This window comes from Brumimicrobium sp. (assembly GCF_048268645.1).
In the GTDB taxonomy this organism is placed as follows: Bacteria; Bacteroidota; Bacteroidia; order Flavobacteriales_D; family Crocinitomicaceae; genus Brumimicrobium; species Brumimicrobium ulvae.
Window position 1 is genome coordinate 1 of record NZ_JBLWVE010000027.1, and the last position, 15,000, is coordinate 15,000.

Consider the following 15,000-nt stretch of genomic DNA (forward strand, 5'->3'; position numbering starts at 1 on the left):
AGCCTGATGGTTGTTCCGCTTTTTGGTCTTATTTCGTTTTCTGGAAGCGCTCAAGAACTTGATCCATATCTTCAAGAATTGATCGAAAAAGGAATCAATAAGAGTCAAACCGTGAAAATCAACAGCATTGAAGAGGAGCAAGCAGTGCTTGATCAGCGCCTTGCAAAATCTACCTTTATTCCAAAAGTAACCCTCAACGGAAGCTTTACTCGCTTAGACGATGACATTACTTTTGATCAAGAAACACAAGATTTATTGCAAGCCACGCAAAAACTATTAATCAAAGAAGCAGTTGGATTGCCTTTTAACTATCCATTGCCAGAAGGGACACCATTGAGAGATGCACCGAACCTTCAAGACAAAAACATATTGAAAGCCTCAGTAGAAATGGACTGGGTGTTGTTTAGTGGATTAGAAGCTACGCATGCCGTCAAAGCAAGTAAACACAAAGCTTCTTCGCTCAACTATTTAGGAATGGCTGAAAAGGATAAGATTGCAATGCAAATCATTCAAGTTTACGATCAATTGGCATTGGTTTATGCTTCAGAAAAGGTATTAACCACTACTGAACGCTATTTAAAAGAACAAGAAACGTTTGTGAAAAGAGCGATAGAAAGTGGATTGGCCACACCAATTGAGCGCAAGAGAATCGAATTAGCACAACAGCAACTAGAAGGGAAAAGACTTGATTTTCACCACAACAAAACACTTTTAGTTGAACAATTAAATCAACTTACAGGCGAAGATAAAGAGCAACTGCGTTTAATGGTTCCACAATTACAATCAATAGGAATCGATAAAATGATGGAAGGTGAAAAAAGAAATGAAATCAAAGCATTAGAAGAGGCAGAACAAGCCATTGTCCACAAATCGAAAATGCAGAAAAGTAATTTCATTCCAAAAGTAGCTGTGAAAGGACATTATGAATTCATAGAAGATAATTTATCACTACTTGATCCAAAATGGTATGTAGGAGTAGGAGTGAAATGGAATATATTCGACGGTACTCAATCGCGCATAAAGGCAAAAAAGACCGAACTAGAAAGTTTAAAATACCGCGAACGAATTGAAGAAGCCGAAGAAATGATTGCATTGAGTGTGATTAATGCTCAAATGAATTACGAAGCAAAATTACAAACCGTAAAAATCATTGAGAAAGAGATAGAGTTGGCACAGGATACTTACAATATGGTCGATCAGCAATACAAAAACAACATGGTTTCAATCACCGACGTATTGAACGCCTTAACGGAGTTAGAGAAAACCCACTTTAAATATCAAGAAGCGGTATTTAATCAACGCAGAGCAATAACAGAATTGCTTCATGCCAACGGAAAATTGAGTTACTAAAAAATTAAAGAAAAAGAAATGAAATCAATAAAAATATTCATCATGAGCAGCCTTGTAGTATTTGGAGTAAGCTCATGCAGTCAAGACGAAAAAATCACAACAAACAGAGGGAAAGTTAAATTCGAAACGATTTCTGTTAGCAGTAAATTAGGAGGACGAATTGCAAAGTTATATGTTGAAGAAGGTCAAGCAGTAAAAAAAGGGGACACCCTTGCATATATTGACATTCCAGAAGTTAGTGCGAAGTTAATGCAAGCAGAAGGAGCAATTATGGCAGCAGAAGGTCAGCTAGATATGGCATTTAACGGAGCGACTTCAGAGCAAATGAATCAAATAGACCAAAAACTAAATTCAGCAAAAGCGCAACTTGAATTTGCCCAACAGTCCTACAATCGATTGGAGAAAATGTATTTAGATTCTTTGGTGAGTCAACAACAATTTGATGAAGTAAGAATGAAATTGACCATGGCACAAGCGCAAGTAGATGCTATTCAAGCCAAAAAAGATGAAGTCACGAAAGGGACACGTTCTGAGCAAATAAATCAAGCGAAAGGTCAGTTAGATCGCGCTATAGGAGCAAAAGAAGAGGTGAGCGTGGCGTCCAATGAAAAGTATCTAATTGCACCAGCCGACATGTCTATTGAGACCATTAGCCTTAAAGAAGGTGAGTTGTTAACGCCAGGATACGCCTTGTTCAATGCTTACAAAAAGAATAGCGTTTACTTCAGATTCACGATTCCAGAATCCAAAATATATGATTTTAAAGTCAATCAAGAACTTACACTTTTAAATCCTTATACAGAGGAAGAGTACACAGCAAAAATCAGTGTGATTAAACAATTGGCACAGTATGCTGATATTACAAGTACATCGCCGTTGTACAGTTTGGATGAATCGATCTATGAATTGAAAATTGTACCAGTTTCTGAACTTCTAGAGCAAACTTTTTACCTCAACAGTACAGTATTAATTCAACAATAGACACCATGAGAAAATTTATAGGATTACTCCGTGTAGAGTTCAAGCGTATCTTTTCGAATAGTGTTCTAATGGCCATCTTCTTTGGAGCTCCGGTACTTTATGGATTCCTGTTTGGATATGTGTATCAACAAGCCAAGGTAGTCGATTTACCAATCGTGATTGTTGATCAAGACAGAAGTCCAATGACGGATAAATTCATTGATGCATTTGAAGACAACGAAGGGTTATTTGTAAAAGACGTGCGCTATTCTGCAGGAAACATCATAGAAGAAATGCCCACAGAACAATATGCAGCGGTGATTACCTTGCCTAGTGATTTCGAAGCGCAATTGTTACAGAAAAAACATCCAGAAGTTCACGTTGATTTAAACATGGCGAATATTTTAAATGCGAACACCGCAAGTAAACATATTCAATCGGTTTTAATGACGCTGAATGCAGGAATAGAAATTGAAGGATTAAAAAAACAAGGAATGCACCCTGACCAAGCGATGGCTTCTTACGAAAGCTTTAAGATAAATTTTAATAAGCTATACAATTCAACAGGAAACTATGTCACGTTTATGCTTCCTGGACTATTGGCCGGAATAATGCAGCAGATTATATTCTTGGCAATGGCCTTGGTTTTTGCTAGGGATTTTGAAGATGGATACTTTGGAAAGTTAGTGGGGCAAAGTAAAAATGCGCTTTACCATATTTTATTAAAAGCAACACCCTTCTTATTGATGTTGCCAATAATGTGGATAGGTATTGCACTCTTCTTGCCTTATTTCAACGTCGATATATCAATTTTTAATGTTCCAATGATGGTATTAGCAAGCTTATTGACTTTTGCTTCGATGGCTATTGGAATGTTGTTTTCCATCGCTATTCCTAATCAGCTGAAGGCAACAGAATTGTTAATGGTGATCTCAACTCCAGCGTTTATTTTAAGTGGATTTACATGGCCAACAATGGCAATTCCTACCGCAATTACAAACATCGCTCAATACATTCCATTGACTCAGTTTTTGGAAGGGTTTAGAAAAGTTGCATTCTACGGTGGAGATTTATCTTCAATCCAAACCGAAATTGGGATGTTGACAGGAATTACTATTGTAGCCTTCATAGCAATGGTAGGATTATTACAATTAAAGATTTACTTATTCAATAAAAAAGCAAAAAAGAATGTAGTCACAGAGGGGTAGTTGTGTTTTAATAGTTTGAACTGCTCCCATAAGGTAGCATCTAACAGATGGTAGTGTTGGGTGCTGCCTTTTTTGTTTTAAATTCAATTTAGGAGTTTTGAAAAAGGAGGAAAGCTTTCGTTTTAGCTGAGTCATTCAGAAAAAATCAATAGAGTTTTAAGCAAAAAAAACTCTGTCCATTGCTGAACAGAGTTAGAATAAAAACAGGCGATCTTTTGTGTTTAACTTAAATCAACATCTTTAATGTCAATATTTAAAGCTTTTGCGACACCTTTTCCATATTCAGGATCGGCTTTATAACAATTTCCAATGTGTCGTTTTTGAATAAATTCTGCAGCACCATTCATGTTGCGGGCAGTGTTTTCAAACAAAACCTGTTGTTGTTCAGGAGACATTATTCTAAACAAATTTCCTGGTTGAGTATAATAATCGTCGTCTTCTCTGTGGTCATAATGAAAAGCATCTCCCTCTAAAGGTGAAGCAGGCTCAACATATTCCTTACTTTCTTTCCATTGGTCATAACTATTCGGTTCGTAATGTAAAGTAGAACCTTCGTTTCCGTCTACACGCATAGCACCATCTCTATGTGGATTATGGAATGGACATTGTGGTTTGTTTACCGGAATTTGATAGTGGTTAACACCTAGTCTATAACGTTGCGCATCACCATAGGAGAACAATCTTCCTTGTAGCATCTTATCAGGAGAAAATCCAATCCCAGGAACTACATTTGCAGGATTAAAAGCCGCTTGTTCAACATCAGCGAAGTAATTTTCTGGATTTCTATTCAATTCGAATTCCCCAACATCAATTAATGGATAGTCACCATGAGGCCAAACTTTTGTCAAATCGAATGGATTAAAGCGATAGTTTTTAGCGTCTTCTTCTGGCATAATTTGCACTTTCATATACCATTTCGGGAAATCTCCTCTTTCGATAGCATCAAATAAATCTCTTTGATTACTTTCTCTATCTTTTCCAACGAGAGCTTCAGCTTCTTGATCGGTAATGTTTTCGATTCCTTGAGCTGTTTTAAAATGGAATTTCACCCAGCTTCTTTTGTTGTTGGCATCCAAAAAGCTAAAAGTATGACTACCATATCCATTCATGTGTCGGTATGATTTTGGAATTCCTCTGTCACTCATCGTGATGGTTACTTGATGCAGTGCTTCAGGCAGAAGTGACCAGAAGTCCCAATTGTGATTTGGACATCTTAGGTTGGTTTTGGGGTCACGCTTAACAGCCTTGTTCAAGTCTGGAAATTTGTATGGATCCTTAAGGAAGAATACCGGTGTGTTGTTTCCCGCTAAATCCCAATTTCCTTCCTCAGTGTAGAATTTCATTGCAAATCCGCGAATATCTCTTTCTGCATCTGCAGCACCACGTTCTCCAGCTACAGTTGAAAATCGAACAAACATATCTGTTTTTTTTCCAACTTCAGAGAAGATTTTTGCTTTTGTATATTGAGTAATATCATTGGTTACCGTAAATGTTCCAAAAGCTCCGGAACCTTTAGCGTGCATTCTTCTTTCTGGAATTACCTCTCGGTCAAAATGGGCCAGTTTTTCAAGAAACCAAAAGTCTTCTAACAACATTGGTCCTCTTTTTCCTGCCGTTTTTACGTTCTGGTTCTCTGCAATTGGTCGACCAGAAACGGAGGTAAGCTTTTTCTTTTCGTCTTTTTCGTTTTCCATGGTTTATGATTTTGTTTTTTTAACTGAGTTAATTTAAATGGTTATTAAAAAATATTCACTCACAAATTACAAAAAAAATCAATACTACAGATGAACAACTTCCGCAAAAAGTGAAATTGAAGCTCGTTTTAATCTTAGACATTGTCAGTTATGGATTTATTTCTAATGTAAAGAGCTTGATGCAGAGGTGTGGTGTAGCTTGCTAACACAACGTTTAACCATGAAAAGAGAATTGTTTTTTTAGTCCTCACTAAAGTTCATACCTCAACAATCTAAGCGCATTGAGCACAACAAGTAGGGTGGAACCTTCATGGAAAACAACAGCAGGTCCAATTGCAATGGTACCCATTAAAGTCAATGGAACCAAGATCGCTACCATTCCTAAACTGAGGAATAAATTCTGTTTAATGATGAGTTTTGCTTTTCGACTTAATCCAATTGCAAAAGGGAGATTGTCTAACTTATCAGCCATTAAAGCAATATCAGCAGTTTCCAAGGCTACATCAGAACCTGCAGCGCCCATGGCAATTCCAACAGTGCTTTTCGCCATGGCAGGAGCATCATTTACGCCGTCGCCCACCATTGCAACTCCTCCTTTCTCTTTAAGTTGTTCTATGGCCAGAACTTTATCTTCAGGTAGTAAATTTCCCATGGGGTCAGTGATACCGATTGTTTTCGCAATAGCATTGGCCACTTGTTGGTGATCACCTGTAAGCATCACCATTTTCTGAATGCCGATTTTTTTCAATGCAGCAAGCGTAGAAACCACTTCCGGACGTGCCACATCCATTGCAGAAATAACCCCTAAATATTGACTTCCTTCATGAACAATCATTGCCGTATGTCCACCCCATTCGAATTCGCTCATTTTTTGGTCAATTTCGTCAGGAACAGCTTTTCCGGTTAACTCTTCAAAAAGTCTACGGTTTCCAATGTGAACGACTTTCCCGTTCCATTCAGCCTGAATTCCACGTGCTATTAATGCTTTTAAATTTATCGCCTTTGGAATTTCGATTTCTCCGACAATTTCTCGTCCACCTTTTACAATAGCAGCTGCTAATGGGTGATCACTTAATTCTTCTACAGCAATTGATGCTTTTAATAGATATTCTTGACTGACCTCTCCAAAAGGAACAGCGTGGGTTAGTTTAGGCGTTCCTTCTGTTAAGGTTCCTGTTTTGTCGAAAGCAATGGCATTAACTTCCCCTAAGTCTTCTAGCGGACGTCCACCCTTGATCAAAACTCCTTTTCGTGCAGCTCTAGCAATTCCCGCCAAAACAGCGCTAGGAGTAGAGATGGCCAATGCACATGGCGAAGCAGCAATCAAAACAGACATGGCACGATAAAAACTTTGTTCAACTGTTTCGTCAATCACTAAAAATGCAAACAATAAAAGAATGACTGTCACCAATACAGACGGTACATAGTACTTTTCAAATTGGTCTGTTAAGTGTTGCGTTGGAGATTTTTGCGTTTCTGCTTCTTTTACTAAATAAATCAATTTAGATAGCGTGCTGTCTTTGGCTTTCTTTAGCACTTTAATTTCCAAAGCGCCAGTTCCGTTAATTGTTCCGGCAAACACCCTGTTTTCCGCAGGAATTTTTTTGATTTCATTTTCGTTCTCCCACTCCGGATTAGGATGTTTTGTAATGGGCATACTTTCTCCTGTAATTGCAGCTTGGTTAACGGCACTTGAGCCCTTTATGACTAAACCATCTGCAGAGATTTTAGAATTTGGTCGGACCACTACAATATCACCTATTTCAAGTTCTTCAATATGAACCTCAACGAGTTGATTATTTCTTTTGACCAAAGCCATAGGAGGAGCCAAATCAGAGAGTGCCGAGATAGATTTTCGGGCCCTTTTCATGGCATAATGTTCTAATGCATGTCCTAGACTAAATAAGAATAGAAGCAAGGCGCTTTCTCCCCACTTACCCAATGCCGCTGCACCAACAGCAGCAAAAAGCATAAGGAAATCAATTTGAAATAAGCCTTTTAACAACGCTAAGGTAGCAGAAACAAGAGTAAAAACACCTCCGAATAAAGCACCAACGATAAACAGCGAAGTGGCAACTTCTTCTGAATAGGAGGAGAAAGAAAAAAGAAGTCCAATTATCCAAAATAATCCACTGAGCAGGGCGAAATACAGCTCTGTATTTTCTCCAAATATTTGAAGGTTTAAATGTCTGTGGTCATGACCATGATGTTGATTATCATCCTTATTTTGAGTTCCATCATCAATGGTATGTAAATCCATATCTGCAATGGTCAATCCTAATGCTTGAATAGACACGATGATTTCTGCTTGATTGATGATTGTAGCATTGAATTCCACATCGATCCATCCTGTATCAGAGGAAGAAACAGTTTTAATTCCATTTATTTTGATTAAATTCTGCTCGAAATCATTTACTTGCTGAGCATTTAATTTTCCCTCAGTTTTTATTTGGATCTTTTTCGTCATTGATGAATGAAATAAAACATATTCTTGATTCAGTTATTTAAACCAAATTGAAGACTATACTTATTTTATAATCCCTATCGGTCATTATCAAAATTAAGAATTAAATAATCTCCTCCAAAGTAATAAATCTTAAATGTAAAGAAGTAGGGTAAAAGTCAGTTAATTGTATGTTAGAGAATGGTAGAGCTTAAGTGATAACTGTATTTACTTCGTGTTCATCATAGCCGTTCATTAAATTCGTGGTAGAACCGTAAATTAATTTCTACCGAGACAATACCTGATTCCTAAGCCATGTTGGAAAGTGGTATTTGTAACAGTGTATAGTTCTGGTATTGATGTGAAATCAACTGCTAGTTTTGCCTCATAAAATAAATGCATTCGACTCCAAAATTTATTTCCATTGGCCAATCTAAAATCTAATCCTAGGGGAACATAAGCTGAAAAGCCAAAGCTCGTTTTATTTCGGTGTTCCTCATACTCTTCATTGGTGGGAAGTAGGCTTCTATATTCTGAACTGTGAATATAACTGCCTCCTGGACCGTGAATGTATTGGCTTTTTCTTTCAGTGTAGCGAATGCGTGAATTTGCATTTATAGAAATTCCTGCAGTAATTCCTACTCCAGCAAAGACAGACCAGCGAGCTTCAGGATTTGTTCTGAACATCAAAGAACCATCGAATCGAAGTTGTTCAGAGGAGTAAAACATATGATAACTTTCGGAATGTGTAGAGTCAATAGAGTATACATTGCTGGTTTGAGCAGAAGTGAGTGTGTCAAAAGGTGAAATGATTCCCTTGCTCATCGAACCCGCTATGGTTAATCCGGAAGAATAATTAAATCCAAGTCTTAAAAGTGGATTTGCTCTGTACCTTTCGTTTTTTTTATCCCTGAATTGAATTCCAATCATCATTGAGATGCCCATATCTCCAGAAGAACCATAACGCTCATCTTGAGGGTAACTTGAAAAATCATTTTTTAATAATTCTGATTGAGGTGCTAAGGACCTGAAATCCGCTAGTGTACCATTGACGTCCATTTTAAAGAGCATTCCAGAGTAAAGTTGAACATCAGAAACCACAATTCTCTTTAATGGTTTTTCTTCCTGTCCAATGCTGAAAAAAGAAAGGATCACGAATGTTAATGCTGGTAAATAATTGATTGTTTTCATTGCTGATTTTGTTTTTATGAATTTCCTTAGTAACGCTTCAAACGTTTCGGTTATTACATAAAAATCAGTCTAATAGCTCATTTCAAGGGTTTACCCTGATACTTTTGAAAGGGGGGGATTTATAAAGAATGCATATTAGATACTTATCTTTATAGCCACTCATCTCAATTATGTAGGCTCATTATTCCTACTGTTCTAACTTATGTCCTTTCAATAATCAACCTTGATAATTCTTGCGGATAACCACGCTCTGTAGTTAATTTCGCAGCAAAATCATCAATTTCTTGTTTAGAAATGGCGTCGATTAAGGCATTGACTTGAAGTCTGTTCTCGATTTCTGGAACAATGTTTTCCTCTTGAAGTCTATCGATAATCTGATTGGCTACAGTTAATGCAGATGAAGCTTTTATAATCTCACTTCTGGCGTAAAATTGGTGGGGAAAACTCACTTCGCCAACCCTTAAGGTAGCATCATCTCCCGGAATTTGTTGTGCGCCAAATAGGGGAGGTCCACCAACAGTTGCTGTTTTAAATTCTGGAACAAAATGTGAAACGGATGCAATCGCATTTTCGGTTCTCGAATGAATATCCTTACTTTCCCATCCACAAAACAACTTTTGTTTGATGTCATCATTAAATTCAGGTTGCGCTTCATTATCTTTCGCTTGAATCAATCCATCTTGAAACAAGGTGATGTTTTCTGTCATTCCATGAATTTGATAATAATCCCCGCTGTACGGTGTTAATTGAACCATACCGCCAGGTGTTCCACGCTCTCCATGGAAAATAAGTTCTGGAATGAGACCTGAAATGGGCTGCCATTTAGAAACATAGGCTGCTTTAAATTCAATTAATCGTTCGGAATGAATATGCAGTGAATCATCAATTTCACCAGATTTAAAACCACAAGAATTGACTAAATATTTGACTTTAAAAACCTCGTTTTCTGTGTGAATTTCCCAATTGTAATCTAAGTTTTGATCTCGAAGATCTTTAACGTCAAACACTTTAGTATTTGTTTTCAATTCACAGTTTTCGGCTTGATTTAACGCCAATTGAGCTTGTGCCGCCAGTCTGAACATATTCCATCCGTACTCTTGAACCAAGGTGACTGGTGTTTTTAATTGATCGTAATCAATGAATTTAACCGCATTTGTTAACCATTCATCCGCAGTTTTAGGAACTTCGGTGTAAGGACGTTTTGCTAATTCATCAATTTCACTTTTTGAATAGCTTTTAAAATATTCTTTTGGCGCTCCAAGAATTTCATTTAATGGATCTTCTTCGATTAATGATTGGTAATAATCCACCAACATTTCCAGTCGACTTTGAATAGTGTTTACATCGTATTTCTGCGATTTTGGAATACTAATAAACGTAGGTCTTTCATCAATTGATTGCGGAAATAAACGCGCCATTTCAATGGATTGCTTCATTAACATTTGGCATTGTTCATCTGAGATATCAGGATAAAGATTTCCACCCGCATGCAAATGGCAGAAAGGCGGACCATTGACAACACTATTTTCTTGTTCGAAAAGCACATTGTTTATTCCGTATTTGCCAAGTTCTAAGGAGGTTACAACACCTGAAACTCCTCCGCCAATTATACCTACATCATATACTTTATCCATCTAGAAATACCTTTGTAATTCTGCAAAATGATCAACCACCAAAGTAGGATTATAATCTGCAATATTCTCATTGTAATTATAGCCATAACTCACGCCAATACTCTCCATTTTAGCATTGTGAGCGGCCAAAATATCATTTTTGGAATCTCCGATCATAATACTCTTTTCAATGGTGGCATCCATTGCTTCCACTAAGTGAACAAGCGGAAGGGCATTTGGTTTTTTCTCAGGCAAAGAATCTTCACCAATCCACAATTTAAAGTACTTTTTAATCTGCAAAGTTTCTAGAATTGGTTCAATAAATTTGTATGGTTTATTGGTGCAAATGGCTAATTTATAACCCTTTTCGAATAGATGTTCTAGAGTTGATTCAACGCCTTCATACAAGAAAGTGTCTTGACAAGTAATTTTTTCATAAGCTGATAAATAGATATCGAAAGCTTCATTAAACTCAATACCATTCGCCTTTTCCTGTGTTTGTGATGCCTCTAAAGCTCTTTTTACCAAAGGTTTTGCGCCATTTCCTATGAAAGGAGTAACTTGCTCTATTGTTAAAGGTGATAAATTATAGTGCGCCAACATATTATTGATCGCTAATGTCAAATCGGGAATACTGTTAATGAGTGTTCCATCAAAATCGAAAATGATGAGTTCTTTGTCTGTAAAATTCACTGTTTTTTTAGCGTAAAGATATAGATTTATATGCCTTAGGGAAGTTTATCCGTAATGAAATAGTTTAGTATTCATCCCAATATAATGGTAATTCGCTGTAATGGAACGCGTATTTCGATAGACTCAATAGAGCGATGACACGGAAGCTTTGGGCTTACGCAGCAGAATTGCAAGCAACGCAGATCAACGCGGATTTTTCACTTCCAAGTGAAAACGGATTTTTACGAATTTCTTGAAATAAATACCCCAAGCTGCCCCAAAATTTAGCGCAGCTTCTCGTGGCCTTGGGGTAATATTGAGCATCAAAATAGACACAAAAGAGGAGGGACGCAAATCGAAGATATGACTTACCGTTATCAGAAAGATGGAGACGGTAACTTGTTGCGTAATCGATTGTACCATATTAATGATGCTGTTGCGAGCAATATTGACAGTACAGATATAGATGATATGGGATTATATACTTCAGACCCAACTTTAATAAACACAGATAACAATTATTCTTATGATGCTGAAGGACGATTAGTTAAAGATAAACAAGAAGAAATTGATACTATTATCTGGACGGTTAGCGGAAAGGTAAAAGAAATCCGCAGAAGTTTGTCTAGTGAAAAGAAAAACGTTATTTTTGATTAGGCGAGAAATCACTGATTTTGAGAGACGGAAGACAAGAAACGTTAGTGCCGAAGTCTGGAGGAGGGTAACAGAATTAACTTCGTTGCTACCTTCGGTGGTGCCAAACACATCTACAACAATCAAACTGCAATGCTAGAAAGGAGCACATACTACATTTTGGATGCACAAGGGAATCAGCTCTCTATGTATGACCATAAAGTAACTGATAACGCAGTTGTATATTATTTAGCTGACCGTAATATCTATGGAAGCTCACGCTTAGGAAGTTTAAGAGACACAGTGAATATGTTTATACCGACAAACTTACCAAGTTACGGAGTTGTTGGAAATCGTAATTATGAGCTTTCAAATCATTTAGGAAATGTTTTAGCTGTTGTCAATGATATTGTTTACCCAATAAGTGATGACAGTACAACAATATTAAGTTATGAAGTTGGATTAACGCAGGTTTCTGATTATAGTCCGTTTGGAGTGCAGTTAGATGGGAGAACAATTCAGAATGAAATGTATTCTCCAGTATCAAATGATACTTCTTCACAAACAACACCAAATATAGCAGAAATATATAAAAATGAATTTGATTCACCGCCAGCTACAACAAGCCCATACACAGGTGCGACAACAACCTTAGATGGTAACTTATCGAATCCTGTATGGACAAGTTCTACAGGAGACTTCACTAACTACAACAGTACAGGTGCTGGAAGTGGGAAATCTATTGCGATACAGAACGCAAGTCCAGACACCTCTTATGTAACATTGAGCTTAGATGTTGATAATGGTTATTTATTTGATATCACAAGTTATAGCTTTGCGCATAGAAGCAGTAGCACAGGTTATGATAGCTATAAATTAGTAGTGAACGGAATTGAAATTGGAACAGGAAGTATATATGTCGCAAGTTCCGGAAGTACATTACAAAGTACTGGTGTTGTCAATGTTTCAAACGTTGTTTCTGGAGTAACAGGAACAGTAAATGTTGTTTTAAAACTATATGGTGGATTACATGAGAGTACAGGGACATTTAGAATGGATGATTTTATTTTAAATGGATATACTCAGGAAGAGAATACTGGAAGTGGAAATGGGAATGGATATGTGGTGATGGGAGGATATCGTTATGGCTTCCAAGGTCAAGAGAAGGATGACGAGGTGAAAGGAGAAGGAAACTCAATCAATTACAAGTATAGAATGCATGACCCACGTATTGGTAGGTTCTTTGCGGTTGACCCACTTGCTCCGAAATATCCACATAACAGTCCTTATGCGTTTAGTGAGAATAATGTAATTCATGCTATTGAATTGGAAGGCTTAGAAAAATGGGAATTAAGTAATGGTAGAACATATATGGAAACTTTTTATGGACCATTTTCTAATGAATATATAGATGAACAACAAGGTCGAGTGGACGAATATGAAGGTGTAAGACAACAAACAGCTCAAATAATAGAGAAAGTTGAGTTTTCTGATATAGCTTTAAATATTCCTTATCCAATGGCAATGTCTGCTGTTTTGATATATGACGTTCCAACAGAAATAAGTAGGTCTAAAGGCGGTTACTATGCAGAAGTGAAGTCAGAAAAGATTATAATCTATCCCAATTTAGACAAAAAAAGTGAAGGGTTTAAAACTGCTGTTTATGCACATGAATATTTGGCTCATTATTTGGAGGGGATTCTAAACTTAATTCCCGATGGCGAAAGTGTAGTAGTTATAACAGAGGAAGAAAACCCTTACTATGACCCTGAGGTACGTGAGGGACCAGGGAATTACAAAACTATTGAATCTGCTGATATTTATGGTTCCCTTGACACAGGACAAGAAGAGGTGAACGGCTGGTCATTAATGCAAGGGTTACATGATAATGGACTTATTCAACTGTCAAATGACGAATACAAAGAGGTCATGAAAAATGTCGAGGGTTATATAAAGAAAGTTAATACTATAACGAAAGAGTTAGAAACTAAATAATGAAATAATGAAAGTAAGTAAGATTATATTTAATTTTATATTAACTTGTTTAGTAACAGCTGGTGTATATTCTCAAGGTCAACTAAAGTTGACTTTAAGTATTGATAGTCTTCGAAAATCCATTGTTGATGTAAAGTTTCAAAGTTCATGTAAAGATGAAAAGCTCAGTTTTACATGGTTTGAATATTTACCCTATCTTGATATAAATGATTCAATTGAATTTAATCTATATTATCAGCAAGGACCAAAGAGATATAAACTAAAAAAAATTGAAAACGCCATTCCTGATGAAGAGCTTATTCTTGTCCATCCTAATGATGTTAAGTCAATCGATTTAAGAGAGTTTAGCACTATCTTTAAAGAAATAATTTGTCCAAAGAATAATGATGAGGGATTCATATATGCAGTATATATTGACCGCACAAGGAACATCAAGATACTTTCAAATAAATTATTATACTCTTGTAAGTAGTGTTTGCAAATGCAGACTTGCCCACTCCACGCTATTCCGCAACAAAACTGTTCCAATAACCAGTCCCGACCATTCGGGATTGGTCAGATTAATTTTGAGAAAACTGAATGAAAATATATAAAAGACTGTCATAAAATGGGCAGCGCTACTCCCGAGACAAAAGCATACAAAGACCTTCGATACAACGAAGGTCTTAAAATAGAGTTGATTTCAAATTCTATTAATAAAATACTTAAAAAAGTATAAATTAGTGGTGCTGAAATAGAAATCAGTTTTTAGATTCTAGAGAAAATAATAAAGCCAATAGTATAAAAAGGACTGTTATTTAACTTTTAGTTACAAACTTCACAATTCACTCTTCTGTTTTGTGTAATTCTATCCTTTTTGGCTTCTAGCTTTTGATTTTTGAAATCAAGAGCTATATTTTTGGAAGTGTAACATTCGATGGGAGTGAGTCCTGAAAGAGAACCATGAGGACGAACCGTATTGTAATCATTGATAATTTCTTCAAGGCATAGAGTTAGCGCTTCAAGCGTATCGGGTAATTTCTTTCTTAAATAACGTTTAATAATTTTGTTTATGGCTTCAATTGCTGAATTAGAAAACGTGACATCTTTTAAAGCAAGTAATTTAATGATTTCAGGTGTTTCTATGTTAGTGAGGAAATCCTCCAGCCACGAATTTCACCCCAACTTCTCCTAACCTTAACTCCCCACACATCCACCCAGTAACCCACAACAAAAAATCCCCAACTAGAAAACTAGTGCTT

General features: G+C 36.6%; 12 protein-coding genes. 6 read left to right on the forward strand and 6 right to left on the reverse strand.

Annotated elements, in window-relative coordinates:
• The 3 genes from ACN0U3_RS13900 to ACN0U3_RS13910 form a co-directional block, all read left to right on the forward strand.
• On the forward strand, positions 1-1,350 hold a 1,350-nt coding region (locus ACN0U3_RS13900; RefSeq protein WP_417266693.1), incomplete at its 5' end, for a TolC family protein.
• Between the two features lie 18 nt (positions 1,351-1,368).
• Positions 1,369-2,331 carry an HlyD family secretion protein gene (locus ACN0U3_RS13905; RefSeq protein WP_417266694.1) on the forward strand — a complete coding sequence of 321 codons (963 nt, stop codon included), beginning with the start codon at positions 1,369-1,371 and terminating at the stop codon, positions 2,329-2,331.
• A gap of 5 nt (positions 2,332-2,336) precedes the next feature.
• Positions 2,337-3,518 (forward strand): ABC transporter permease, encoded by a 1,182-nt coding sequence (locus tag ACN0U3_RS13910; RefSeq protein ID WP_299205525.1) that lies wholly within the window; start codon positions 2,337-2,339, stop codon positions 3,516-3,518.
• Between the two features lie 221 nt (positions 3,519-3,739).
• On the opposite strand, the gene ACN0U3_RS13915 is transcribed toward ACN0U3_RS13910, so the two are convergent.
• From ACN0U3_RS13915 to ACN0U3_RS13935, 5 genes are all read right to left on the reverse strand, one after another.
• Positions 3,740-5,212 carry a catalase gene (locus ACN0U3_RS13915; protein ID WP_417266695.1) on the reverse strand — a complete coding sequence of 491 codons (1,473 nt, stop codon included), beginning with the start codon at positions 5,210-5,212 and terminating at the stop codon, positions 3,740-3,742.
• Between the two features lie 250 nt (positions 5,213-5,462).
• Positions 5,463-7,679, reverse strand: coding sequence for a heavy metal translocating P-type ATPase (locus ACN0U3_RS13920; RefSeq protein WP_417266696.1), 2,217 nt, complete (start codon positions 7,677-7,679; stop codon positions 5,463-5,465).
• Between the two features lie 255 nt (positions 7,680-7,934).
• Positions 7,935-8,846, reverse strand: a complete 912-nt coding sequence (locus ACN0U3_RS13925) for a hypothetical protein (protein ID WP_417266697.1) — start codon at positions 8,844-8,846, stop codon at positions 7,935-7,937.
• Positions 8,847-9,046: 200 nt separating this feature from the next.
• Positions 9,047-10,480, reverse strand: a complete 1,434-nt coding sequence (locus tag ACN0U3_RS13930; protein WP_417266698.1) for a hypothetical protein — start codon at positions 10,478-10,480, stop codon at positions 9,047-9,049.
• Entirely contained in the window at positions 10,481-11,152 is a 672-nt protein-coding gene (locus ACN0U3_RS13935) for a phosphoglycolate phosphatase (protein WP_417266699.1), read from the reverse strand. It lies immediately after the preceding gene.
• 342 nt (positions 11,153-11,494) lie between these two features.
• On the opposite strand from ACN0U3_RS13935, the gene ACN0U3_RS13940 reads away from it, so the two are divergent.
• From ACN0U3_RS13940 to ACN0U3_RS13950, 3 genes are all read left to right on the forward strand, one after another.
• The gene (locus ACN0U3_RS13940) at positions 11,495-11,788 is read left to right on the forward strand and encodes a hypothetical protein (protein WP_417266700.1); all 294 of its coding nucleotides are present in this window, start codon (positions 11,495-11,497) and stop codon (positions 11,786-11,788) included.
• Positions 11,789-11,917: 129 nt separating this feature from the next.
• Positions 11,918-13,759: an RHS repeat-associated core domain-containing protein gene (locus ACN0U3_RS13945; RefSeq protein WP_417266701.1), complete on the forward strand. Its 1,842-nt coding sequence runs from the start codon at positions 11,918-11,920 to the stop codon at positions 13,757-13,759.
• Between the two features lie 7 nt (positions 13,760-13,766).
• Positions 13,767-14,231, forward strand: a complete 465-nt coding sequence (locus tag ACN0U3_RS13950; protein WP_417266702.1) for a hypothetical protein — start codon at positions 13,767-13,769, stop codon at positions 14,229-14,231.
• A 332-nt stretch (positions 14,232-14,563) separates the two neighbouring features.
• Here the strand turns inward: ACN0U3_RS13950 and ACN0U3_RS13955 are convergent, their stop codons facing one another.
• Positions 14,564-14,905, reverse strand: a complete 342-nt coding sequence (locus tag ACN0U3_RS13955; RefSeq protein ID WP_417266703.1) for an integrase core domain-containing protein — start codon at positions 14,903-14,905, stop codon at positions 14,564-14,566.
• Between the last annotated feature and the right edge of the window lie 95 nt (positions 14,906-15,000).

What these genes read in the sequence shown, in the direction of transcription:
- ACN0U3_RS13905 (WP_417266694.1), top strand. Translation starts at nt 1,369, where the DNA reads ATGAAATCAATAAAAATATTCATCATGAGCAGCCTTGTAGTATTTGGA.
- ACN0U3_RS13910 (WP_299205525.1), top strand. Translation starts at nt 2,337, where the DNA reads ATGAGAAAATTTATAGGATTACTCCGTGTAGAGTTCAAGCGTATCTTT.
- ACN0U3_RS13915 (WP_417266695.1), bottom strand. Translation starts at nt 5,212, where the DNA reads ATGGAAAACGAAAAAGACGAAAAGAAAAAGCTTACCTCCGTTTCTGGT.
- ACN0U3_RS13920 (WP_417266696.1), bottom strand. Translation starts at nt 7,679, where the DNA reads ATGACGAAAAAGATCCAAATAAAAACTGAGGGAAAATTAAATGCTCAG.
- ACN0U3_RS13925 (WP_417266697.1), bottom strand. Translation starts at nt 8,846, where the DNA reads ATGAAAACAATCAATTATTTACCAGCATTAACATTCGTGATCCTTTCT.
- ACN0U3_RS13930 (WP_417266698.1), bottom strand. Translation starts at nt 10,480, where the DNA reads ATGGATAAAGTATATGATGTAGGTATAATTGGCGGAGGAGTTTCAGGT.
- ACN0U3_RS13940 (WP_417266700.1), top strand. Translation starts at nt 11,495, where the DNA reads ATGACTTACCGTTATCAGAAAGATGGAGACGGTAACTTGTTGCGTAAT.
- ACN0U3_RS13945 (WP_417266701.1), top strand. Translation starts at nt 11,918, where the DNA reads ATGCTAGAAAGGAGCACATACTACATTTTGGATGCACAAGGGAATCAG.
- ACN0U3_RS13950 (WP_417266702.1), top strand. Translation starts at nt 13,767, where the DNA reads ATGAAAGTAAGTAAGATTATATTTAATTTTATATTAACTTGTTTAGTA.